The organism is Nocardia inohanensis NBRC 100128 (genome assembly GCF_001612945.1).
Taxonomy (GTDB): domain Bacteria; phylum Actinomycetota; class Actinomycetes; order Mycobacteriales; family Mycobacteriaceae; genus Nocardia; species Nocardia inohanensis.
In genome coordinates this window covers 723,761-747,489 of record NZ_BDBK01000008.1, presented here as the reverse complement: position 1 = coordinate 747,489, position 23,729 = coordinate 723,761, and the positions used below count along the sequence as shown (strand labels likewise).

The window sequence follows — 23,729 nt, the reverse complement described above, 5'->3', positions numbered from 1 at the left end:
GACCTGCGCGGGCCGGTTGGGGACCTGTGGCCCTTGGGCCTCGGTCCGGTCGGGTGCACCGTGGTGGGGGTGGAGTGGAAAACGACTGTGCCGCTGATCGATTCGCGGCGCTACGACGCGGTGATCTTCGATATGGACGGGGTGGTCACCGACAGTGCGAAATTGCACGCGGCGGCCTGGACCAGGCTGTTCGACGACTTCCTGGCGCAGCGCCCGCCCGTTCCCGGGGAGGACCTGGCCCCGTTCACCCACGCCGACTATCTACGCCATGTCGACGGCAAACCCCGCTACGACGGTATCCGTGACTTCCTCGCCGCGCGCGGTATCACCCTGCCGTGGGGGGATCCCGCCGACGGTGCGGCCGCCGGAACGGTGTGCGCGCTGGGCAACGACAAGGATCGGATGTTTCTGGAACAGCTTGCGCGACAGGGCGTTCCGGCGTTCGAGTCGACGGTGGCATTGATTCACCAACTGCGAGCCGCCGGCGTCGCCACGGCGGTGTTCTCCGCGAGCCGCAATAGCGCCGAAGTACTGCGCGCCGCCGGAGTGGACGGTTTGTTCGAGGTCAGGGTGGACGGGCTGGTCGCCGAGACCATGGGCCTGGCCGGAAAGCCCGATCCCGCCATGCTGTTCGAAGCCGCCCGCCGATGTGGCGCGGACCCGGCACGCACGGTGGTCGTCGAGGATTCCGCCGCGGGCGTGCGCGCCGGGCATACCGGTGGATTCGGGCTGGTGATCGGCGTGGACCGCGGCGGTCACCGGGAACTGCTGGCGGCGGCGGGCGCCGATGCGATCGTCGCCGATCTGGCCGGGGTCCGGGTGCTCGGCGGTTTCGAACGCATGTCCCGGCTGCCGGACGCGCTCGCCCACTGGGACCGGATCGCCGACGAGCTCGATGCCGAGAAGGTCGGCGTACTGCTCGATTTCGACGGCACGCTGGCGGAGATCGTGGCGGACCCGGCGGCAGCGACGCCGGTGGCCGGGGTGGTGTCGGCGTTGACCGATCTGGCGGCGCGCTGCCCGGTCGCCATTATCAGCGGCCGCGATCTGGCCGATCTGCGCGAGCGGATCACGGTTCCCGGGGTCTGGTACGCGGGCTGTCACGGGTTCGACGTGCTCGCCCCCGACGGCACCGCGCATCAGCCCGAGGCGGCGCCGGGCGCGGAGCGCGCGCTGGCCGCGGCCGCCGCGGAACTCTCCGCGCGGCTCGCCGAGGTGCCCGGAATCCGTTTGGAGCACAAGCGTTTCGCGCTCGCCGTGCACTATCGCCAGGTTCCGGCGGAGCAGGTGGACACGGTGCTGGCGGCCGTGCACGAACAGGGTGGCCGGGACGGGCTGCGGGTCACCGCCGGTCGCAAGCTCGTCGAATTGCGGCCGGATCTGGACTGGGACAAGGGCACCGCGTTGCGCTGGGTGCTGGCGCAGCTGACCGAATCGGTGCAGCCGATCTATCTCGGTGACGACCTCACCGACGAGGACGCCTTCGACGCGGTGAGCGCCGACGGAGTCGGCATCGTGGTGCGCCACGACGAGGACGGCGACCGGCGCACCGGCGCACAATTCTCGCTGACCGGCCCGGCCGGCGCGCGCGACCTGCTCGAGCGCCTGCACGAACGACTGCGCGACGGCGGTGAGTCGGCCGCCTCGGCCGCCTGGACCTTGACCTACGACGGTTACGATCCGGACCGCGAACGGTTGCGCGAGGCGTTGTGCACGGTGGGCAACGGTTATCTCGCCACCCGTGGCGCCGCGCCGGAATCGGTTGCGGGACAGCATCATTACCCCGGCACCTACGTGGCGGGCATCTACAACCGGCGCTACGACCGGATCGGCGATCGGGTCGCGGACAACGAGAGCCTGGTCAACCTGCCCAACTGGCTGCCGCTCACCTTCCGGATCGGTGACGGCGACTGGTGGGATCTGGACGCCACCGAAATTCTCTCCTATCAGCAACAATTCGACCTGCGGCGCGCCCTGCTGACCCGGCGGATCCGGGTCCGGGATGCCGCCGGGCGCATCACCCGCATCGATCAGCGGCGTTTCGTGTCCATGTCCGCGCCGCACCTGTGCGCGTTGGAAACCACGATCACGGCCGAGAATTGGAGCGATCGCCTGACTCTCCGGTCGCTGATCGACGGCGGCGTGCGCAATACGCTGGTCGCCCGTTACGCGGGATTGGCCGACCGGCACCTGAATCCGGTCATCGCGCGCGCGGCCGGACCCGCGACGGCGCTGCTGGTCATGCGGACCAGCCAGTCGGGTATCGCGGTGGCGATGGCGGCGCGCGCGGAGCTGTACCGGCACGGCGAATCATCCGGCGCGGCAGTCGAATACATCGACACGAAGCCAACGGTGGGGCACCTCCACACCGTGGAAATGACGGCCGGGGACAGCGTCACGCATGAGAAGACCGTCGCGGTGGTCACCGGCCGTGACCCCGCGGTGTCCGCGCCCGACGAGGACGCGCTGCGTGAGCTCGACGGCGCGGGCCGGTTCGCCGACCTGCTGGCGGCGCACACCGTGGCGTGGGAACACCTGTGGGATCGCATGCGCATCGACCTGGACGACGGCGAGCACGCCTTGCGCGTACTGCGCCTGCACCAACTGCACTTGATCCAGACCGTTTCCCCGCACTCGGCCGATCTCGACGTCGGCGTGCCCGCGCGCGGCCTGCACGGGGAGGCGTATCGCGGTCACATCTTCTGGGACGAGCTGTTCGTGTTCTCGCTGTTGAACATTCGCTTCCCGGCCCTGACCCGCGCGCTGCTGCGCTACCGCCACCGCCGGCTGCCCGAGGCGCGCCGGGCGGCCGCGGCGGCCGGGCTGCGCGGCGCCATGTTCCCGTGGCAGTCGGGCAACGACGGCCGGGAGGAGAGCCAGCGCATGCATCTGAATCCGCTGTCGGGCCACTGGCATCCGGATCCGAGCTGGCGCGCGCACCACATCGGCAGCGCGATCGCCTACAACGTCTGGCAGTACTACCAGGTGACCGGTGATATCGAATTCCTCACCTCCTACGGGGCCGAACTGCTGGTGGAGATCGCGCGCTTCTGGGCGAGCAAAGCCGAATACGATCCGCGCGGCGACCGCTACCATCTGCGCGGCGTGATCGGGCCCGACGAGTTCCACTCCGGCTATCCGGACGCGCCGCAGGACGGCATCGACGACAACGCCTACACGAATGTGATGGCGGCCTGGACCATCGCGCGCGCCCGCGACGCCCTCGACCGCCTGGCACCGCGCGACCGGGTGCGATTGCTGGAGTCGCTGGGCGTGACCGCCGTCGAGCGGACCCGATGGGAAGCCGTTGGCAGCCGCCTGTACGTCCCGTTCCACGACGGCGTGCTCTCCCAATTCGAGGGTTACGACCAACTGGCCGAACTGGATTGGGACCACTACCACGCCGAGTACGACGACATCGCGCGCCTGGACCGCGTCCTCGAGGCCGAGGGCGACGACGTCAACCGCTACCGCGCCGGCAAACAAGCCGATGTGCTGATGCTGTTCTATCTGCTCTCGGCCGACGAACTGCGCGAGACCCTGGCCCGGCTCGACTACGAACTGCCCGGCGAGATGATCCCGCGCACCATCGACTACTACCTGGCCCGCACCTCGCACGGCTCGACCCTGAGCGCCCTCGTGCACGCCTGGGTGCTGGCGCGCGCCCACCGCGACGAGGCCATGCGCTATTTCGAGCGGGTCCTCGACTCCGATGTGGCGGACTTGCAGGGCGGCACCACCGAAGAGGGCATCCACCTGGGTGCCATGGCGGGGAGCGTGGATCTGGTGCAGCGGTGCTTCACCGGCCTGGAGTTGCGCGACGACCGGCTGATCCTGGATCCGTGCTGGCCCGGCGAACTCGGCGCGGCCAGACTGCCGCTCGTCTACCGCGGGCACCGGCTCACCTTGCGCATCAGCACCGGCGAGGTCGAGGTCGCCTCGGACCCGTGCGCGGCCGCACCGGTGGAGATCGACTGCGCGGGGCGGACCGAACGGCTCGCGCCGGGCGAGACGGTGCGCATTCCGATTCCGGCCCGGCGGCCGGATCAGGAACGCATTTGACCGACGCCCCAGCGCAGCAGGCCGGTCGCCACCGCCACGTACTCGGCGAACGCCAGATAGATCAGCGTGCTCCCGTAGAGCCGCCCCCAGGCGCCCAGCCAGGGCAGGCAGGCCGGGACCGCGACGAACATCGCCGCGCCGAGCAGCACGGCCAGGGTCGCGACCGAATCGAGGGGGCGGTGAATTCTCATGGTGCCCAGCCTGGTTGCGGGCTTGCCGCGGGATCAGAGTCGATGCTCCCGACCGGCCCGGGACCAAAGACCACGATGCCGGGGACCGGCCCCGCCGGACGGTCTTTGGGCCCTGGCGGCGGTGACTCTGGACCGCATCCGGGCCGGCCCGCGCTTTCTACCGTGAAAGTAGTTGCCCGCCGGGCACGCCCACACGACTGACCTCGGAGGTCGCGATGCACAACCTGGACTACGACAACCCGCACGAACTGGCCACCGCGGCCGTCGTGGTCGGGGTGGACGGGTCGCCCGGATCGGAGCTCGCATTGCGCTGGGCGGCCCGTTACGCCGCCGCGCACGGGCGCGCTCTGCACATCCTGTACGGGATGGATCTGGTCGGGGTGAGCCGGGTGAGCGGTCCGTATCAGGTGATCACGCCGCCGATCATCGATACCGTTCGGGCACACGGCAAGACGATTCTGCGGCACGCCGTCGAGACCGTGCGGTCGCTGGAACCGGAGCTGCGGGTACAGAGCCACACCTACGCCGACGGTGGGACCGCGCTGCTGCTCGAGCACAGCGCGTCCGCGTTCGCCGTGGTGCTGGGCGCGACGGGGAACACCGGCACGCTGTCGCATCTGGGTTCGACGCTGCTGGCCGTCACCGCGCACGCGCACGGTCCGGTGATCGTGGTGCGTCCGGATCCGCAGGCGGACAACACTGTTCACGACTCCGGACCGGTGGTGGTGGGTATCGACGGTGGTCCGGTGAGCGAGCCGGCCATCGCGGCCGCCTTCGCCGAAGCCTCGGCGCGCGGTGCGGAGCTGATCGCCGTGCACGTGTGGAGCGACTGGGATCTGGGCGCCTATCTGGGGGAGAATCCGGGGCCGGCGCTCGAGGATGTCGACACCGTCGAGGAGGCCGTGCTCGCCGAGCGGCTGGCGGGGTGGCAGCAGAAGTACCCGGACGTGCACGTCACTCGCCGCGTATACGTGAACGGCCCGGCGCAGCAGCTCACCGAATGGTCCGGCAGCGCACAGCTGATCGTGGTCGGCAATCACGGCCGGGGCGGATTCCTCGGCATGCTGCTCGGTTCCACGGCGCATTCGCTGGTGCAGCACGCCCGCTGCCCGGTGATGGTCGTGCACGGCGAGCGGTGAGACGAGAGCTACGACGATGACGATGACACTGCCGGACCCCGGCACCGAAACCGATGACGGCCTCGCCGATCTCGATGCTTGGTGGCGCGCGGCGAACTATCTCGCCGCGGGCCAGATCTATCTGATGGACAATCCGCTGCTGACCGAGCCCTTGCGGCCCGAGCACATCAAGCCGCGACTGATCGGCCACTGGGGCACGGTGCCCGGCGTGACCCTGACCTACGCGCATCTCAACCGGGTGATTGCCCGCACCGGACAGCGCATGCTGTTCGTGCTCGGACCCGGCCACGGCGCGGCCGCCCTGAACGCGGCGACCTGGCTGGAGGGCACCTATTCGCGGTGCCACCCCGAGGTCGGACAGGATCTGGCCGGTATGCGAGAGCTGTTCCGGCAGTTCTCCTTTCCCGGCGGGGTGCCCAGTCATGCCTCCCCGCACCTGCCGGGCTCCATTCACGAAGGCGGGGAGCTGGGGTATTCCCTCGCTCACGCCACCGGTGCGGCGCTGGACAATCCGGATCTGGTGGTGGCGTGCATGATCGGCGACGGCGAGGCCGAAACCGGTGCGCTCGCCACCAGCTGGCATGCTCCGGCGTTCCTGGATCGCCTCACCGACGGCACGGTCCTGCCCATCCTGCACCTCAATGGCTACAAGATCGCCAACCCGACGCTGTTGTCCCGCATGGCGCGTGAGGATCTCGATCGGTTGCTGACCGCGCACCGCTGGGAACCGATGTATGTCGAAGGGGCCGATCCCGCGGCAGTGCACCGGCGTTACGCCGCGGTTCTGGACGAGGCTTTCGCGCGCATCGGGGAAATCCGCGAGCAGGCGCAACTCGGCTTGGGGCCGCGAAATCCCTACCGGCCGTTGATCGTACTGGTCACCCCCAAGGGCTGGACCGGCCCCGATACCGTGGACGGGGTGGCCGTCGAAGGCACCTTCCGGGCCCATCAGGTGCCGTTGCCGGGGGTGCGGCAGAATCCGGAACACCTTGCGCAGCTGGAGGAATGGCTGCGCTCGTATCGGCCGCAGGAGCTGTTCGAACCCGGCGGCCGCCCGGTCGAGCGCATCGCCGCGCTGCATCCGGCGCACCGGCGGATGAGCGCGGAACCGAGCGCGCACGGCCATACGAGCAGTGATCTGCGCTTGCCGCCGGTCGCCGACTACACCGTCGGATTCGCGTCTCCCGCAACCGAACACGCGGAGGCGACCCGGGTGCTGGGCGGCTATCTGCGGGACGCGCTCATCGACAATCCACGGAACCTGCTGTTCTTCTCGCCCGACGAGCACACCTCCAACCGGCTCGACGCGGTGCTGGAGGCGACCGCGCGGCGCTGGCGGCTGAGCCGCAAACCCGGTGACGACCGGCTCGCCCCCGACGGCCGCGTCTTCGAAGTGCTGTCCGAACACCTGTGCCAGGGCTGGCTGGAAGGCTATCTGCTCACCGGCCGGCACGGCGTGTTCTCCACCTACGAAGCCTTCGCCCACATCGTCGACTCGATGGTGGTGCAGCACGCCAAGTGGTTGCACATGGCCGCCGAATACCCTTGGCGGAAACCGATTCCCAGCCTCAACTATCTGATCACCTCGCACGTCTGGCGGCAGGATCACAACGGGGCCTCGCACCAGGACCCCGGATTCATCGACCACGTGCTGAGCAAGCGGCCCGAGGTGAGCCGCGTCTACCTGCCGCCGGACGCCAACACCCTGCTGTACGTCTTCGACCACTGCCTGCGCAGCCGCGGCTATGTGAACGTGGTCGTCGCCGGCAAGCAGCCCGCGCTGCAATACCTCAGCGGTGAGCAGGCGCGCCGGCATTGCGAACGCGGCCTGGGCGTCTGGGATTGGGCGAGCACCGATCAGCAGCGCCCTGCCGAGGTGGTGCTGGCCTGCGCGGGTGACGTACCCACCCAGGAAACCCTGGCGGCCGCCGCACTGCTGCGAAAGCTGGTGCCCGACTTGGCCGTCCGGGTCGTCAACGTGGTGGACCTGGCCCGGCTGTTCCCGCCCGACCGGCATCCGCACGGCATCTCCGACGAGGACTACCGGGAGATATTCACCGATGCGCCCGTGGTGTTCGCCTTCCACGGCTATCCGTGGCTGATCCACCGCATCGCGTATCGCCGCCCCGGCCACGACCGCATGCATGTACACGGGTTCACCGACAACGGCACCACCACAACACCTTTCGATATGTGCGCGCTCAACGGCATCGACCGGTATCAGCTCGCGGTCGCGGCCCTGGCCGAGGTGCCGCGTCTGGCGCCCCGCCGGGCGGAGCTGACCGCCGAGCTGCACACTCGGCTCGACGCGGCCCGGGCCTACGCCCGGCGTTTCGGCGAGGACCCGCCCGAGGTGACGGACTGGCAATGGTCCTGACCCCGTAGACCGGGGGAGTCGCGTGAGCCGCCACTCCCCTCGGAAAGGCTGCCGCCGACCGCGTTCCGCCCTGAACGTGGCCGGCGGCACGCCGCTGTCCGGGGTAATCGGGGCCGTGCGGAGGTGACATTGGTCGATCTCATGCGATCCGCAGGCCTCTCCCGAGAAGCCCTGCGGCAGCGCACGATCGAGGCATGAGACCGATGATTTCCCTGCGCGGCCTGACCAAATCCTATGGTCGCTCGCCCGCTCTGCTCGATGTCGACCTCGAGGTGCCGCCCGGCGTGATCTTCGGATATCTGGGCCCCAACGGCGCGGGCAAGACCACCACCATCCGCATGCTGGTCGGCCTGATGCGGCCGACCGCCGGATCGATCACCGTCGCCGGCGCGGACGTTGTGCGGCAGCGCGCGACCGCGCAACGGCATATCGGTTACCTCCCCGGACAATTCGTCGCCTACCAGGATCTCACCGCCGAGCAGTACCTCACCTATCTGGCGCACCTGCGCGGCGACGTCGACCCCGCGGTGTTGCGGGCGCTGACCGAGCGCCTGGGCCTGGACACCTCGGCGCGTATCGGTTCCATGTCGCACGGCAACCGGCAGAAGGTCGGCATCGTGCAGGCGTTCATGGCCGAGCCGGACGTAGTGGTGCTCGACGAACCGACCCAGGGCCTGGACCCGCTGGTGCAGCGCGAATTCCTGACCATGCTGCGTGAGGTGCGAGACGCCGGGCGCACGGTATTCCTGTCCTCGCACGTGCTTTCGGAGGTGCAGGCGGTGGCCGATACGGTCGCCATCCTGCGCCACGGCCGGCTGGTGGAGGTGCGGTCGGTGGCCGAACTGACCGCGCGCTCGCTGCGGCGCATCGACCTGACCTTCGCCGGTACCCCGCCGGACGCGCGCCTGCTGACCGCGGTGGGCGGGGTGCGGTCGGTGACGGGAACGGGGCGGGTGCTGCACGTGGAGGTCGACGGTTCCACCGCCGAGCTGCTGAAGTTCCTCGCGCCCTACGGCATCGCCGACATCGTCAGCCACGAACCCGATCTCGAGGACGTCTTCCTCACCTACTACGGACAGGATCTCTGATGTTTCGCACGGTCTACCTCAAATCCCTGCGCGATCAACGGCGCGGGCTGATCGGCTGGAGCATCGGCATCGTCGCGCTGGTGCTGCTGGAATCGGCCCTGTACCCGTCGATTTCGAACATCGCTGGCTTCTCGGACATGCTGGCGAACTACCCGGAAGCACTCCGCGATCTGTTCGCCATCGACGAATTCGGCACGGGCGCGGGCTTTCTCAACACCGAGCTCTACAGCATGATGCTGCCCACCCTGTTCCTGGTCTTCGCGATCTCCCGCGGTGCTCGCGCCATCGCCGGCGAAGAGGAGTCCGGAACTCTCGAAGTACTGCTGATGACCCGGGTGACGCCGGTGCGCCTGCTCCTGGAACAGGCCGCGGTCCTGCTCACCGGCTTGATCGTGCTCGGCACCGTACTGTTCGCCGCGGTGCTCTCCTGCTCGGCGATATTCGGCATGCACGTCGGAATCGCCGCCGCCGCAACGGGTTCGGTGGCGATGGTGAGTTTGGCCGCGCCGTTTGCCGCCCTGGCCCTGGCGGTGGGCGCTGCCACCGGCCGACGCCTGCCCGCTCTCGCGGTCGGCGGCGTCGTCGCGGTCGGCGCCTACGTGCTGTACGCGGCATCGAAGATCGTGGACGCCGTGCGCCCTTGGGGCCCGTGGTCACCGTTCCAGCAGGCCGTCGGCCACGGCCCGCTCGGCGCCGGCCTGCACCTGGGCTATCTGTGGCTGGCCCTCGCGGCCGTACTCTGCGTGGCGGCCGCCCTGCCGGTGTTCGACCGCCGGGATATCACGGCGGTCTGCACCGCTGGGGCGGCCGGAGCGGATGTCGCCCGGCCGCCTCAGCTCGCGGTGGTGGCCACGCTGCGCAGGCCGTCCAGGGCCGTGGCCAGCAGCCTGCGGGCCTCCTGGCCGACCGGGCGCAATTCGCGCATCGCGGTGGCGGCGATCAGGATTTCCGGGTCGGCGGCTTCGACGAGGGTGCCGGTCTCGTCGGTGCGGACCACGACATTGCACGGCAGCAGCAGGCCCGCCTGCCGATCCACCTCGAGTGCCCGGTACGCCAGCCGGGGGTTGCAGACGCCGAGGACCACGTACTCCTCGATGTGTTCGCCGAGCTTCTCCCGCACCGTGCGCTGCATATCCAGCTCGGTGACGATGCCGAAACCATGCTCCTGCAATGCGGTTCGCGTCATCTCCACCGCTTCGGGGAACGCGGCGTCCAGATGGACCGTGATGGCCGGCGCGGGCGCGACCGGCACCCGGATCTCGGTGATCAGCCGGCGCGGGTCGCTGACCTCGTCGGGACCGATCAGATACGACTCGGTGGGCGGACCCACGGGCCGATACCCGTTGGCCTGCATCCACTCCCGCAAGGCCCGGTAGGCCCCGTCCAGCTCCTGGTACGGACCGCGATGGCAGGTGCGCGCCACCAAGGTGGCGGTGTCGACGACGATCCGCGCACCGCTGCTCGGGCCGAGTTTCGGCGCGGGTTCCACCGGCAGGCCGAAATCCACCACGATCATGTCCCCGGCGGGCAGCTCGTGATGGAAGGTGATGCTGAGCGCACCGTTGGCGGTCAAGCCCGCCCGGGCGGCGACCTCGCTCAGATGCCGCATCCCGCCGATGATGCCCTCGCTCAACAGATCCGGCCGGACTTCGAGCGGCACGGTGAGCACATTGTGCGGAACGGTCTCGCACACGGACACCTGGTATTCCATCGCACTCCTCCTTTATTCGTGATGCTTCCAGCGTGCGTCCGGGGCCGTGATCGGCCACAGAGGAGAAGGTCCCGCCGCCTGGGGCAGAAGCGCAGGGCCGCCGCACACACGGCTCGGGTCCCCGGATCGATGGTCTTTGCGCCCGGAGCGACCTGACGGAGGAATGGAACACGCGGGTCTGCGCCGGAAGCGTATCGAATCGGCCTGCCGCGGCGAATGATTCGCAGTGGATGAGGTGCGGCCCCCGCGGGCTGGACGGGACGGTGAAGCTCGCGGGGGCCGGGCACTGCCTCTGCCGGGGGTGCATTTTTCGCAGTGACCCTGTCGTGCCGACAGCGAACTCAGTATCGGATCCGGTGTGCGGGCGGCGTGGCGTGATGCGTTGGCGGGATGCGCTTTCCGGATACGGTCTTCGTTTTCCGGATATCGTCCGCCAGCGAACTGACCCGGAATACTGGTAGGCGTGGCCAGTCCAGATGCCCGAGAACAGCCGCCGAGCGGGGTCTCCGGTGCGATTCCGATCGAACGGACCGAGGTCCGGGCCCGTGACCCCGAATCGGGCGTGGAAGTGGTCAAAAGCTTGGTGATCGACCATCGGGCCCGGATCACGGTGTCGGCACCCGAGCGTTTGCGCGTCGAGGTGCGGTCGGCGACCACCGCGGGTCTGGGGGTGGATCTGCTGCGATTCTCCGGAATCGGTTACGAGGCCGAGGGGGAGCCGTCCGACAGCCTGATCGCCGCGGTGCTGGTCGCGGGCCGCGGGCGGCTGCTCGCGGCGAAGCAGGAGCTGGCGCTCGGTGCGGGCGGAATGCTGCTGGCGCCCACGGACGGAGGCTGGTCGACCGGCCTCCAGGACATGGTGTACCTGGTGGTCCGGTTCGCGCCGCAGGAGCTGACCGAACACGCCGCCGAACTGTGCGATGTGCCCGGCGGGCGGGTGCTGTTCCACGGGATCGCGCCGCTCGCCGGCGCTGGCCGTGCCTGGAGCGATACCTCCACGTTCCTGTACCGGCAGCTGATGGAATCGGGGACCGACAGCATCGATCCCCTGCTGCTCGGCGGTTTGAAACGGCTTACCGCCGCCGCTCTGCTTGCCACATTTCCCAATTCGACGATGACCCAGGCGCATATTCCCGGGCCCGGCCACACCGCTCCGGCGGTCATCCGGCGCGCGGTGCGGTTCATCGACGAGCATGCCGGCGAACCGTTGACGCTGGCGCGCATCGCCGCCGAGGTGCGGGTGAGTCCGCGTGGGTTGCAAGCCGGATTCCGCCGCCACCTCGACACCACCCCGCTGCGATACCTGCGCCGGGTGCGGCTCGCCGGCGCACATCGCGAGCTGCGCGCCGCCGACCCGGGCACGGGCGAGACCGTCGAAATCGTCGCGGCGCGCTGGGGATTCGCCCATCCCGCCCGGTTCGCCGCGTGGTATCGGCAGGAGTACGGAGTGCCGCCCGGCCACACCTTGCGCGGCTGATCAGAGACGATCACGGGGACGAGGGCCATCGGGGCGGTGACTTTCGATCCTGTACCGGCGGTTCCGAGCGGCGGACCCTGGACGGGGATCGCAAGGCATGCGCTCGGATGGAGGACGCCGTGACAACGAAATACGAGACGCCGGGACTCGGCGCGTCGGCGATGCTGATGGCCTTGCGCCTGCCGACGGGGCTGCGGCACGCGGTGGGGGAGTTGCGTTACACGGGACGGCGTTCGGGCCGCAACATCGCGCTGCCCGTATCGGTCGTCCGCACCGAGGAAAGCGTGATCATCCGGGTGGGCGAGGCCGAGGCCAAGAACTGGTGGCGCAATTTCCGCGCACCCCATCCCGCTTCGATCCGGGTCGACGGCCGCTGGCTGTCGGGCACCGGGCACGTGGTCGCGCCCGGAACGCTGGAACACGAACAGATCGAAGCCGTCTACCAGGGCGCGCACCCCCGCGCCCAGCTGTCCGCCACCGACCCCTATGTGGTCATCGCGGTGCGGCCGGACGCGAAACCGGCTGCGGCCCAATCGCTTCGGCGTCGCTGGTTGCGCAGGGTGACCCTGGGCGAGTTCCTGGGCTTCTGCGCGCCCGCGGTGGCGGGAACACTGGTGGCCGACGCGGGCGCGGGCATCACCGTGGCCGCGATGCTGCTGGCCGGGATGATCGAGGGCGGCGTACTCGGCGCGTTCCAAGCCGGTGTGCTGCGCACGGCGCTGCCGCGGCTGCGGGCTCGCGATTGGATCGCGGCCACTATCGCGGGCGCGGTGCTGGCCTGGTCGATCGGCCTGGTGCCGATGCTGTACGGCGAGCGGTTCGGAGCCTGGCCGGTATGGGTGCAAGTCCCCGCGGTGGCGGCGGGCGCACTGATCATGGTCTTCTCGATCGGCACCGCCCAGTGGATGATCCTGCGCCGCTTCGTCGATGGCGCGACGCTGTGGATCTGGGGCACAGCCGTGGCGTGGATCGCCGGCTTGACCGCGTTCATGCTGGTGACCATGCCGCTCTGGCAGCCCGGACAGCCGGCGGCGCTGGTGGCGGCGATCGGTCTGCTCGGCGGGCTGGTGATGGCCGCCGTGATGGCGGCGGTGACCGGCGCCTTTTTGGCTCGGACCGTCACCCCCGCCCACCTGCTGCCTGCGGACCGATCGGATCTCCGTCCCTGAAAGCTCTGCGCGGGAGACGATTCCGGGAATTCGGTACACCGCTTTCAGGCCATCGGTCCCGCGGATGGGGCTTTTAGGCCCTGCCGCCGCGATGGCCCGGCCGTCGATGCTGGAGCGGGACGTACATCGAAACCCGTTCTCCGCCATGGGGAACGGGCATACCGCGTCCATGAGGAGTAATCATGAATCCCGAACCGCTATCCACCGGTCCGGTTATCCCGGAGCGGCCCGTGCGCCTGCGCGGCGATCTGGACGAACCGTTGTCACGCTGGCTGTGGCTGGTGAAATGGCTGCTCGCCATCCCGCACTACATAGTCTTGTTCTTCCTGTGGATCGCCTTCTGGGTACTCACCTTGGTGGCGGGGTTCGCGATCCTGTTCACCGGCCGGTATCCGCGCGGGATCTTCGATTTCAACGTCGGCGTGATGCGCTGGTCATGGCGCGTGCAGTTCTACACCTACGCCGCCCTGGGCACCGACCGGTATCCGCCCTTCAGCCTGCGCTCGACCGACTATCCCGCCGATCTGGAAATCGACTACCCGCAACATCTTTCGCGCGGCCTGGTGCTGGTGAAGTGGTGGTTGCTGGCCATTCCGCACTACCTGGTGCTCGCCGCCTTCTACAGCGGCGGTGTCGTGCTCGGCGGCGGTAACGACGGCAACGACGCCGCCACGATCCCGCTGATCGGCATCCTGGTCCTGGTCGCGGCCGTAGCCCTGTTGTTCACCGCCCGCTACCCGCGCGGCCTGTTCGATTTCGTGCTCGGCGTGAACCGCTGGTTCTACCGGGTTTTCGCCTACAGCGCTCTGATGCGCGACGAATACCCGCCCTTCAAGCTCGACCAAGGGCCGCGCGAGCCCGCCCTGGAGCCGCTGCCCGACACGCGAACCCGCGACCTGGCGAGCTGAACACCACACGGCTGCGCGGCGAGGCCATCAGTCCCGCCGCGCCCGTGTTTCGGCTCACCGGAAGGTGAGGATGTCGGCCAGCGGCCGGCGCGGTGTCGGGGCACCGGTCTCCGGGGTCGGGGGGTGACCGATCCGGATCACCATCTGCGGATGACGCCCCGCCGGAACCAAGGCTGCGAGCAGAGTGCGGCTCGCCGGGAGTTCGGTGATGTGGGTCAGTGCGCAGGAGGCTTCGCCAGCGACCGTACATTCCAGCAGGACGGCCGAGAGGGCTTCGCCGGTATGCAGCCACTGTTCGAGGGAATCGCCTTCGCTGCTGAGGACGGCGAGTACGGCGTGGTCCTCGGTGCCCGCTCGGCGGGCCGAATGCGGTGCGGCGGGGAAGGCCCGGCCCACACCCACGCGGGCGAACTCGGCGTCGGAGACCAGCGCCTCGGCGGGAACTCCTTCGGGCGACCCGGAATGCCCTGTCCACCAGCCGATTTCGGCTTGGTACATCATGTCGTGGCGGCGCAGGACGGCGGTGTGCTCGGAGGCCGCGGCCAGGCGGGCCCGCACGCTGTCGTCGAGGGTGTCCAGCTCGAGGTAGTGCGGGGAGGCGAGCATGCGCAGGCGCGGGGCCAGGGCGGCCCAGTCGCGCGGGGGATCCAGGGGCAGGCGGTCGGTGCGCCGCCGATCGATGGCCGCGGCGCGCGCCGACAGGCCCGGGGGCGGATTCTCCCAAGGGCGGAAGGTGATTTCGGCCAGGTGTCCCGGCTCCAGCAGGTTCGGCAGCCGCACGGTGTCGGTATGCCAGCCCAGCGCGCCGAAGGCGGTGCGGATGTGATGCAGCATCGCGCCGCAGCTGATGATCAGCTGCCGGCCGTGCGGATCGGCTGCGGTGAGCAGCCGATCCGGATCGGTGTACAGATGCAGGGTCTTGCCCTCCAGCACCAAGCGCCAAGGCTGGGTGTTGTGGACTGAGGGCGCGCGGGCGGCCGATCGGATGGCCGCCAGCACAGTTCGGCGGTCGGGCATCTCGTCAGCGGAGGGGGTCATGGCGGTCATAGCTAAAGTGTTCGGGCGGGCGCGTCCGGCGCATACAGGCTTTGTGGCTGTCCGGCGAGGTCTTTGGTCACCACCGGCAACGCATCCCGGCGTTCGGCCCGCTCCTTGATACCCAGCAGCATCTTCCGTTCCATCAGCAGACTGCCCGGCTCCATCACGAGCATGGAGAACAGGCGCGCGGGCCAGGCGGCGCCCGGCTGCGCGATCCGATTCCGGGAAATCAACCGGGTGCTCTCGGTGGCGGCCACGGGTTCGAGCACGAACTCCCACACCCAGTTGTGATCCTCGGACGCGAAGACCAGCGAATGCGGCCGATCGAGAATGGCCACCCGCATCCGCGGCCCCGATTCGCCGAGCGGCATGACATCCCCGACGGCGAGATTCTGGAACTGCGGCAGCACATCGTCCGCGCTGTGCATATCCAGACCGAACAGCTGCTCGATCCAGTCATAGGTGTACGCCCCACCGCGCCCCGGCCCGATCTGCACCAGCCAGGGCCAGATCTTCTCGGCGGTCGCCTCGATGGTGACCGCACGGGTGCTCATCACCTGCGGCGTGGGCAGCAGCCCGTCACCGGGTAGCGCCCGGCCCGCCTCCTCGGCGGTCGCACCCCAGGTCAGGCAGCGAGTGCGGGCGAGGATCGGGTATCCGGCAGCGAGCCCCGCCACGGCGGACGCCACCCCGATCACACCGGCGGTCAGCTTCTTCACGAGATCTCTCCTTCGCTTCGTTTTCAGCTGATCCTCTGTGGCGCAACGGTTCCCGAGCCAGTGTCGAAAGACCTCATTGGCGCGGCAAAATGCGATGCGAGCTCCGGGACCCCGATTCCGTGATCGAAAGGCCCGCCCGCCGGGTGACCTTCGACCCTGCCGGTCCGATACCCGATCCGGAACGGTGATCGATGGCGTTCAACCCGATCAGCGGAGCGGAAGGTGGATCCAGCAGTGGCGCGTGAACTTACGCAGCATGAGATTCTCGTCGAACTCGAACCGGTTGCCGGGCAGGCGCTGGATCGGCATCTGTCGGTGTTCAAGGATTGGCATCCGCACGACTATGTGCCCTGGGACGAGGGGCGCAATTTCGCGCAGCTCGGTGGAATCGATTGGGAGCCGGGGCAATCCACGCTGTCGGAGGTGGCCAAGGCGGCGCTGGTCACCAATCTGCTGACCGAGGACAATCTGCCCTCCTATCACCGGGAGATCGCCGAGAACTTCTCCCGCGACGGCGCGTGGGGCACCTGGGTGGGGCGCTGGACCGCCGAGGAGAACCGGCACAGCGTGGTGCTGCGCGACTATCTGGTGGTGACCCGCGGCGTCGATCCGGTCGCGCTGGAGAACGACCGGATGGTGCATATGACACACGGTTTCGCCGCGCCGCTGGACGCCGCGACCGCGGCCGCCCATGCCGGCTTCCTGTACTCGGTGGCGTATGTGAGCTTCCAGGAACTCGCCACCCGGATCAGTCATCGCAATACCGCCAAGGTGTGCGACGATCCGATCGCCGACCGCATGTTGCAGCGGCTGGCGCTCGACGAGAACCTGCACATGATCTTCTACCGGACCCTGTGCGGTGCGGCGCTGGACCTGGTGCCGGATCAAGCCATGCAGGCCATCGACCTGATCGTCGAGAACTTCCGGATGCCCGGCGCCGGCATGCCCAACTTCCGCCGCAACGGCGTGCTGATGGCCAAACACGGCGTCTACGATCTGCGCCAGCACCTGGAGGACGTGCTCGAGCCGGTGCTCCGGCATTGGGATGTATTCGGCCGCAACGATTTCGGTGCCGAAGGGGAGAAGGCCCGGGACCGCCTGGCGGTCTACCTGGACGACCTGCGGCAGGTGCAGATCCCGCGCTTCGAAGAACAGCGCGATCGGGCGCTCGCCCGCGAACGAGCCCGGAGGTGAGTTAGCCGCGCGTTCTCCGACACGCCGGGCACCTCGCGCAGGTGGTGCCGGACGGGGACTTTCGGCCCTGTGGGCGGGTCCGGCGCGATGGTGGCATTGGTGACGGCCGGGGACCCGGTCGAATCGAAGCGGAGGAGGTCGGTAACCGTGAGCGCAAGGGGATTGGCGACAGTGGTCGAGCCCGAAGTAGAGGTGGTCGCGGCGGGCGGAGTGGACGATGTGATGGTGCGCCGCGCCCGCCGGGTGATCGGCCAGCTGCTGCGGCGGCACCATCTCGGGCAGGATGCGCGGATCCGGCTGACGGCGCTCGGCAACTCCCACGGCACCACCATCGCGCAGGTGAACGTGAAATGCGCGGGCCGGCCGGTGCGCGCTCAGGCCGACGGTCCCGGCGGCTTCGCGCTCACCTTCGCCGCCGAACGCCTGGACCGCCAACTGACCCGCCTGCTCGATCTGGCCCCGCCCCGCTGGGAACCCGACCCGGGCCGCGCCCCGCTCGCGTACGCCGGTGCGGAAAAGCCCGTGGTGCATTGGAAGACGGTCGTCCCGATGGTCGGCGACGTGCGCGCGGCCGTGGCGGCGATGGACGCCATGGACTACGACGCCCACCTGTTCACCGACCGCGACACCGGCGAGGACGCCCTCGTCTACTGGGCCGGGCCGACCGGAGTCCGCCTGGCCCGCCAGCACCACACCCGCCCGCCCCGCGAGATCACCGCTCTGCGCCTGACCGTGAACCCGCAGCCGACCCGCGAGCTCACCGAAGCGGAAGCCGCTGCCCGCCTGTGCCGCTACGGCCTGCCGTTCCTGTTCTACACCGACGCCGAGGCAGGCCGCGGGCGGCTGCTCTACCGCCGCTACGACGGCAACCTCGGCCTGGTGCTGGCGGCCGGATCAGCGGCCGTCAGACCTTCTTGACCACACTGGATTTGAGCTGCATCGGACCGATCCCGTCGACCTTGCAGTCGATGTCGTGATCGCCCACGCCGTCCACGAGACGGATATTGCGGACCTTGGTACCGGCCTTGATGCCGGTGGGGCTGCCCTTGACCTTGAGGGATTTGATCACGGTGACGGTGTCGCCGTCGGCGAGGACATTGCCGACCGCATCCCGGATCACCTGCTCTTCCCCTGCGTCAGTGGCGGATTCGGCCTGCCACTCGTGGGCGCATTCGGGGCAGGTGAGCAGTGCGCCCATCTCGTAGGTGTATTCGCTCGCGCACGCGGGGCAGGGTGGTAACTGGCTCATCGGCTGGTCCTGTTCGTCGGTGGTCGGAAGGTGTTGCGGGTCAGGCGGTTCGGGCGGTGAGGAAGTCGATGATGGTGCGGTTGACCTCTTCGGGACGCTCCAGATAGCCGTAGTGGCCGCACTTTTCGATTTCGGTGAACCGCGCGCCGGGGATGGCCGCGGCCACCTCGCGGCCGAATACCGGTGGCAGCATGCGATCGTCGGCGAATCCCACCACCAGGGTGGGGGCGGTGATCCGCGCGTAATCGGCCAGCCGGTCGCGGGAGCGATCCATACGCAGCTGCGCGCGCACGCCGGGCGAGGGTTTGGCGCCCGCGGTGTACTCGAAGATGTCGAGCCACTCCTGGGCCTTGACGGGGTCTTCGAGCGTGTGCGGGGACAGGTTCAGCGACGCCTTGACCGCCGCCGCGTATTGGGCCGGCAGCTGTATGCCCTGATCGATCAACGCCTGTTCACCCAGATTCATGGTGTGCGCCATCGGATGCGGACGCCCGGTGGTGGCCAGCAGCACCAGCTTTCGCACCGATCCCGGCCGGGCCAGCGCGAGTTCCTGCGCGACCCGCGCGCCCATCGAAGTGCCCACCACATGCGCGGGGCCGCCGCCGAGATGCTCGATCAGCGCCGCGGTATCGGCGACCAGATCCTCGACCCGCATGCCGTGCGCGCACTCGTCCGACGGCGCGATACCGCGATTGTCCATGGTGGCGACCCGGAAGCCCGCCTGCACCAGGGCCGGAACCTGGTATGTGCGCCACACCCGCCCCGGGCTGCCGGTACCCATGATCAGCACGACCAACGGCCCGGTGCCGGTCACGTCGTAGTTGAGCCGGATCCCATTGAGGGTGGCGAGGGGCATGAGCGTTCTCCTGTCGGTCACGCGGGTGCGTGGTTGCTCGGACATCATCGGGGATGGATGTGTTATTTGCTAAACTCTGCAATCAGGAGATGGCCGGTCCGTGTCGAGGACGGTCGTCAGCGGAAGGAGCGGGCGCGTACATGCCAGGACTGCAACGGCCGCTCTATCAAATGAAAGCCGACTTCTTCAAAACGCTCGGACATCCGGTACGTATCCGGGTGCTGGAGCTGCTCAGCCAGCGCGAGCACGCGGTCTCGGAATTGCTGACCGAGATCGAGGTCGAGCCGGCGAATCTGTCCCAGCAGCTGTCGATTCTGCGTCGCGCCGGTCTGGTGGTGGCCCGCCGTGAAGGGCTGTCGGTGACCTATGAACTCACCTCGCCCCAGGTCGCCGAGCTGCTCGCCGCCGCCCGCGCCATTCTGACCGGGGTCGTCGCCGGCCAGGCCGAGGTGCTCGAACAACCCGCATAGCGGTGCGCCCAACCTCACAGGGGTGCCCTCTGTACTTGCTGATTGCAGAGTTTCTAAAATAACTATCTAGTTGTTCCGCAAAGAGAGGTTCGCCGTGTCCGAACGTTCTGTCGCCGCGACCGTGGCCGCGCCCACCGACCACGAGGGCATCCTGGCCTGGGTCGCCGAGGTCGCCGAATTGACCGCACCCGAGCGGATCGTGTTCTGCGACGGCTCCCGCGGCGAATGGGACCGGCTCACCGCCGAGCTCGTCGCCAAGGGCACGTTCGTACCGCTACCGGCGAAGCCGAACTCGTTCTGGTGCGTCTCGGATCCCGACGATGTGGCGCGGGTGGAGGACCGCACCTACATCTGCTCCGAGGAGAAGGCGGATGCCGGGCCGACCAACAACTGGGTGGATCCGGTCGATATGCGCACCGTCATGACCGAGCACTACCGGGGTGCGATGGCCGGGCGGACCATGTACGTGATCGCCTTCTGCATGGGGCCCTTGGAAGCGGCCGACCCCAAATTCGGTGTGCAGATCACCGATTCGGAGTACGTGGCCGTGTCGATGCAGATCATGACCCGCTCCGGGCAGCAGGTGTGGGAGAAGCTCACCGGCGAAACCGAATTCGTGAAATGCCTGCATTCGGTCGGTGCGCCGCTGAGCCCCGGGCAGCCGGATGTAGCCTGGCCCTGCGACAAGACCAAGTACATCTCGCACTTCCCCGAACGCCGCGAGATCTGGAGCTACGGCTCGGGCTACGGCGGCAACGCGCTGCTGGGCAAGAAGTGCTTCGCGCTGCGCATCGCATCGGTGCTGGGGCGTGACGAGGGCTGGCTGGCCGAGCACATGCTGATCCTGAAACTGACTTCCCCGCAAGGGAAGACGCACTACATCGCGGCCGCCTTCCCGTCCTCGTGCGGTAAGACCAACCTGGCCATGCTCGAACCCGCATTGCCGGGCTGGAAGGCCGAGACGGTCGGCGACGACATCGCCTGGCTGCGCTTCGGTGACGACGGGCGGCTCTACGCGGTCAACCCGGAGGCCGGATTCTTCGGCGTCGCACCGGGAACCGGCGTCAAGACCAACCCGAACGCCATCGCCACCATCGAGCGCGGCAATTCCATCTTCACCAATACCGCCCGCACCGACGACGGCGACATCTGGTGGGAAGGGCTGACCGGCGAAGCCCCGGCGCACCTGATCGACTGGCACGGACAGGATTGGACGCCCGCCTCGGGAACCCCTGCCGCGCACCCGAATTCGCGGTACTGCACGCCGATCGAACAGTGCCCGTCGGTGGCTCCGGAATGGAACGATCCGCGGGGCGTGCCGATCTCGGCGATCTTCTTCGGCGGCCGCCGCGCCTCCACCATTCCGTTGATCGCCGAAACCTTCGATTGGGCGCACGGCGTCTTCACCGCCTCGGTGCTCTCCTCGGAGACCACCGCCGCCGCGGCGGGCAAGGTGGGCGTGGTGCGCCGCGATCCGATGGCCATGCTGCCGTTCCTGGGCTACCACGTCGGCGACTACTTCGCGCACTGGCTGAAACTGGGCGCGGCCGCCGACCCGGCCAAGCTGCCGAAGATCTTCCAGGTCAACTGGTTCCGCCGCAGCGCCGACGGCCAATTCCTGTGGCCCGGATTCGGTGACAACGTCCGCGTGCTCGACTGGGCGCTCGGACGCCTGGAGGGCACCGCCGAGGCGACGGAGACCCCGATCGGCTGGGTGCCGACCCCGGAAGCGCTGAACCTCGACGGGTTCGAACCCGCCGATCGGGAACTGGTCAAGAGCGCGCTGGCGGTCGACAACGGCGAATGGGTGCGCGAACTCGCCTCCATCGACCACTGGTACGCCGGTATCGGCGGCAACCGGTTGCCCGAGGAACTCCGCGAGCAGCTGGCGGCGCTGAAACAGCGTCTGTCGCAAGCCCGTTGAGCGCGCGGGCGCTGTTACCGGCCTGGTCGGATTGGCGACCGGCCGTGAAAGCACCCGGGGCGGACCTGCTTTCGGGTTTGATCGTGGCGCTGGTCGCGCTACCGCTGGCGCTGGGCTTCGGCATCTCCTCGGGGCTCGGCGCGGCCGCCGGACTGGCCACCGCGGTGGTCGCGGGCGCGGTGGCGGCCGTCTTCGGCGGTTCCCGCTTCCAGGTTTCGGGACCCACCGGCGCCATGACCGTGGTGCTGGTGCCGATCTTCCACCGGCATGGCGGGGGCGGGGTGCTGGCGGTGGGGCTGCTGGCCGGCCTCGTGCTGGTGGTGCTCGCGATCGCCGGGGTGGGGCGCGCGGTGCGCTATATGCCCGCCCCGGTGATCGAGGGCTTCACCGCGGGCATCGCGGTGGTCATCGCGCTGCAACAGTTCCCGGCGGCGCTGGGCATCGCGCATGCCGAAGGGGAGAAGGTGTGGCAGTCCGCGGCCGACGCGGTGCGCCAATATCTTTCGCACCCCGATCCGCTGCCGCTGCTGATCGCCCTGCCGGTGGCGGCGGCCCTGCTGCTCGGCGGCCGGTACCTGCCGAAGCTGCCCTTCGCCCTGCTGGCGGTGATCGTCGCGACGCTCGCCGCCGTGGTCCTGCATCTGGATGTCGCCACCATCGGCGCGATTCCGGCCGGATTACAAGCTCCCACACTGGAGTTCCTGCACCTGTCCGATCTCGGCGGGCTGCTCGCCCCGGCACTGGCGGTGGCCGCACTCGCCGCCCTCGAATCGCTGCTCTCGGCCACGGCCGCCGATTCCATGGCGGTCGGCACCCGCCACAATCCCGACCGGGAACTCTTCGGTCAGGGTCTGGCCAATATCGCCGCACCGTTGTTCGGTGGCGTTCCCGCGACGGGGGCGATCGCCCGCACGGCCGTCAATGTCCGATCCGGAGCGCGGACCAGGCTCGCGGCGCTCTTCCATGCGGTCGTACTGGCCGCCCTGGTGTATCTGGCCGCGCCGCTGGTCGCGCACATCCCGCTGGCCGCGCTGGCCGGGGTGCTGCTCGCGACCACCGTGCGCATGGTCGAGACCGCGTCGCTGCGCGCTATCGCCCGCGCCTCCAAGGGCGACACCGCGATCATGATCGCCACCTTCGTGGTCACCGTCGCCATGGACCTGGTCACCGCGGTCGCCGTCGGTGTCGGCATCGCGGTCCTGCTCGCCCTGCGCGCGGTGTCGAAAGAGGCTCGGCTGCACCAGATTCCCCTGGACGAGGGCGACCATTCGGCGGAGGAACACGACCTGCTGCACGATCACATCGTCGCCTACCGCCTGGACGGCCCGCTGTTCTTCGCCGCCGCCCATCGCTTCCTGCTGGAGCTGGCCGAGGTCTCCGATGTGCGCGTGGTGATCCTGCGCATGTCCCACATCACCGCCCTCGACAGCACCGGCGCGCGCACGCTGAAGGACGCCATCGGCAAACTCGAGCATCGCGGCATCACCGTCCTCATCTCCGGTCTGCGCCCGGACCATCGCCGCCGTCTGGCCGCGGTCGGCGCACTACCGGACGCGGGCCACCTGTTCGACCACACCCCCGACGCCATAGCCGTCGCCCGCGGTCTCCTGTCCAGCCCCGCCGAAAGCAGCCCTAGATGACCGAACGCACGAGTCCGACTCTCGCCCAACGGATTCGCTACATCACCGGCGGAGTACTGCCGTCGTCCATGTCGGATTGGGTGATCGAGGATCTCACCGGCCCCGGCGCGACCCGGCGCTACCTGCTGCGCATCTTGATCCCGATCATCCCGCCGCTGTGCCTGTTCCTGCTCATCCCGGGCCCATTGTGGATGGGGCTGGCCATGATGGCGCTGCTGTATCTCCCGCTCATCTACTTCACCGCCGCGCTGATGTACGTCTACCGGCGTGCCCGCCTGGCCAAGCACGGCCTCGATCCCGCCCTGGCCGACCGACGTGAACGCGAGCGGTCCGCCGCCGCCCGCGCGGCCTACGAACGCGCGCACGGCCGTCAACCGTCCTGGACAGCGCCGGAACCGCGCGACCCGTAGGTTTACCCGTCCGATCAGAGCGTTCGCCTGCCAGGTCTGCTAATTGCATAACTTGTGAATTGCGTACCTTGCGGAATCCTTCATCGAACGCCGGACGCGACTGCGCC

The 23,729-nt window shown here is 69.0% G+C and carries 18 protein-coding genes and 2 pseudogenes; 14 read left to right on the top strand and 6 right to left on the bottom strand.

What is annotated here, in order from left to right:
- Window positions 1–69 precede the first annotated feature (69 nt).
- Entirely contained in the window at window positions 70–4,062 is a 3,993-nt protein-coding gene (otsB, locus tag NI1_RS19155; protein ID WP_281179502.1) for a trehalose-phosphatase, read from the top strand.
- On the opposite strand, the gene NI1_RS19150 is transcribed toward otsB, so the two are convergent.
- The gene (locus NI1_RS19150; protein WP_067822156.1) at window positions 4,047–4,253 is read right to left on the bottom strand and encodes a hypothetical protein; all 207 of its coding nucleotides are present in this window, start codon (window positions 4,251–4,253) and stop codon (window positions 4,047–4,049) included. The genes otsB and NI1_RS19150 overlap by 16 nt on opposite strands.
- A gap of 215 nt (window positions 4,254–4,468) precedes the next feature.
- Between NI1_RS19150 and NI1_RS19145 the strand changes: the two genes are divergently transcribed.
- From NI1_RS19145 to NI1_RS37265, 4 genes and pseudogenes are all read left to right on the top strand, one after another.
- Entirely contained in the window at window positions 4,469–5,392 is a 924-nt protein-coding gene (locus NI1_RS19145) for a universal stress protein (RefSeq protein WP_067822153.1), read from the top strand.
- 16 nt (window positions 5,393–5,408) lie between these two features.
- Window positions 5,409–7,769, top strand: a complete 2,361-nt coding sequence (locus NI1_RS19140) for a phosphoketolase family protein (RefSeq protein ID WP_067822150.1) — start codon at window positions 5,409–5,411, stop codon at window positions 7,767–7,769.
- A gap of 194 nt (window positions 7,770–7,963) precedes the next feature.
- Window positions 7,964–8,857, top strand: a complete 894-nt coding sequence (locus NI1_RS19135) for an ABC transporter ATP-binding protein (RefSeq protein ID WP_067822148.1) — start codon at window positions 7,964–7,966, stop codon at window positions 8,855–8,857.
- Window positions 8,857–9,564 (top strand): annotated as a pseudogene (locus NI1_RS37265) (efflux permease Rv1217c-related protein); the annotation flags it as partial. The gene NI1_RS19135 and the pseudogene NI1_RS37265, both read left to right, overlap by 1 nt.
- A 125-nt stretch (window positions 9,565–9,689) precedes the next feature.
- On the opposite strand, the gene NI1_RS39400 reads toward NI1_RS37265, so the two are convergent.
- Complete coding sequence (locus NI1_RS39400) at window positions 9,690–10,568, bottom strand: DUF302 domain-containing protein (protein ID WP_245663291.1); 879 nt, start codon at window positions 10,566–10,568, stop codon at window positions 9,690–9,692.
- A gap of 463 nt (window positions 10,569–11,031) precedes the next feature.
- On the opposite strand from NI1_RS39400, the gene NI1_RS38880 reads away from it, so the two are divergent.
- The 3 genes and pseudogenes from NI1_RS38880 to NI1_RS19110 all read left to right on the top strand — a co-directional run.
- Complete coding sequence (locus NI1_RS38880) at window positions 11,032–12,045, top strand: helix-turn-helix transcriptional regulator (protein ID WP_067822144.1); 1,014 nt, start codon at window positions 11,032–11,034, stop codon at window positions 12,043–12,045.
- Window positions 12,046–12,164: 119 nt separating this feature from the next.
- Window positions 12,165–13,214 (top strand): PNPOx family protein, encoded by a 1,050-nt coding sequence (locus tag NI1_RS37260; RefSeq protein ID WP_157535191.1) that lies wholly within the window; start codon window positions 12,165–12,167, stop codon window positions 13,212–13,214.
- A 227-nt stretch (window positions 13,215–13,441) separates the two neighbouring features.
- Window positions 13,442–14,122 (top strand): annotated as a pseudogene (locus NI1_RS19110) (DUF4389 domain-containing protein); the annotation flags it as partial.
- A gap of 54 nt (window positions 14,123–14,176) precedes the next feature.
- Here NI1_RS19110 and NI1_RS19105 read toward each other — a convergent pair.
- Both NI1_RS19105 and NI1_RS19100 read right to left on the bottom strand, forming a co-directional pair.
- A complete protein-coding gene (locus NI1_RS19105; protein WP_067822140.1) occupies window positions 14,177–15,169 on the bottom strand; it encodes an Acg family FMN-binding oxidoreductase in 993 nt (330 codons plus the stop codon).
- Between the two features lie 2 nt (window positions 15,170–15,171).
- The gene (locus tag NI1_RS19100; RefSeq protein WP_067822137.1) at window positions 15,172–15,879 is read right to left on the bottom strand and encodes a hypothetical protein; all 708 of its coding nucleotides are present in this window, start codon (window positions 15,877–15,879) and stop codon (window positions 15,172–15,174) included.
- Window positions 15,880–16,113: 234 nt separating this feature from the next.
- Here NI1_RS19100 and NI1_RS19095 point away from each other — a divergent pair, with 234 nt between their 5' ends.
- Both NI1_RS19095 and NI1_RS19090 read left to right on the top strand, forming a co-directional pair.
- On the top strand, window positions 16,114–17,073 hold the full coding sequence (locus tag NI1_RS19095; protein WP_067822134.1) for an acyl-ACP desaturase: 960 nt from the start codon (window positions 16,114–16,116) through the stop codon (window positions 17,071–17,073).
- 147 nt (window positions 17,074–17,220) lie between these two features.
- Entirely contained in the window at window positions 17,221–17,991 is a 771-nt protein-coding gene (locus NI1_RS19090; RefSeq protein WP_084523395.1) for a sigma 54 modulation/S30EA ribosomal C-terminal domain-containing protein, read from the top strand.
- On the opposite strand, the gene NI1_RS19085 is transcribed toward NI1_RS19090, so the two are convergent.
- Both NI1_RS19085 and NI1_RS19080 read right to left on the bottom strand, forming a co-directional pair.
- Complete coding sequence (locus NI1_RS19085) at window positions 17,978–18,322, bottom strand: zinc ribbon domain-containing protein YjdM (RefSeq protein ID WP_067822132.1); 345 nt, start codon at window positions 18,320–18,322, stop codon at window positions 17,978–17,980. The two genes, NI1_RS19090 and NI1_RS19085, sit on opposite strands and share 14 nt — an antisense overlap.
- 40 nt (window positions 18,323–18,362) lie before the next feature.
- On the bottom strand, window positions 18,363–19,178 hold the full coding sequence (locus tag NI1_RS19080) for an alpha/beta fold hydrolase (RefSeq protein WP_067822130.1): 816 nt from the start codon (window positions 19,176–19,178) through the stop codon (window positions 18,363–18,365).
- A 140-nt stretch (window positions 19,179–19,318) separates the two neighbouring features.
- Here NI1_RS19080 and NI1_RS19075 point away from each other — a divergent pair, with 140 nt between their 5' ends.
- The 4 genes from NI1_RS19075 (at window position 19,319) to NI1_RS19060 (ending at window position 23,622) form a co-directional block, all read left to right on the top strand.
- Complete coding sequence (locus NI1_RS19075) at window positions 19,319–19,648, top strand: ArsR/SmtB family transcription factor (protein ID WP_067822128.1); 330 nt, start codon at window positions 19,319–19,321, stop codon at window positions 19,646–19,648.
- Between the two features lie 94 nt (window positions 19,649–19,742).
- A complete protein-coding gene (locus NI1_RS19070; protein WP_067822125.1) occupies window positions 19,743–21,572 on the top strand; it encodes a phosphoenolpyruvate carboxykinase (GTP) in 1,830 nt (609 codons plus the stop codon).
- A complete protein-coding gene (locus NI1_RS19065; protein ID WP_245663290.1) occupies window positions 21,569–23,212 on the top strand; it encodes a SulP family inorganic anion transporter in 1,644 nt (547 codons plus the stop codon). Before NI1_RS19070 ends, NI1_RS19065 begins: the two co-directional genes overlap by 4 nt.
- Entirely contained in the window at window positions 23,209–23,622 is a 414-nt protein-coding gene (locus tag NI1_RS19060; protein WP_067822110.1) for a DUF5313 family protein, read from the top strand. Before NI1_RS19065 ends, NI1_RS19060 begins: the two co-directional genes overlap by 4 nt.
- Window positions 23,623–23,729 lie beyond the last annotated feature (107 nt).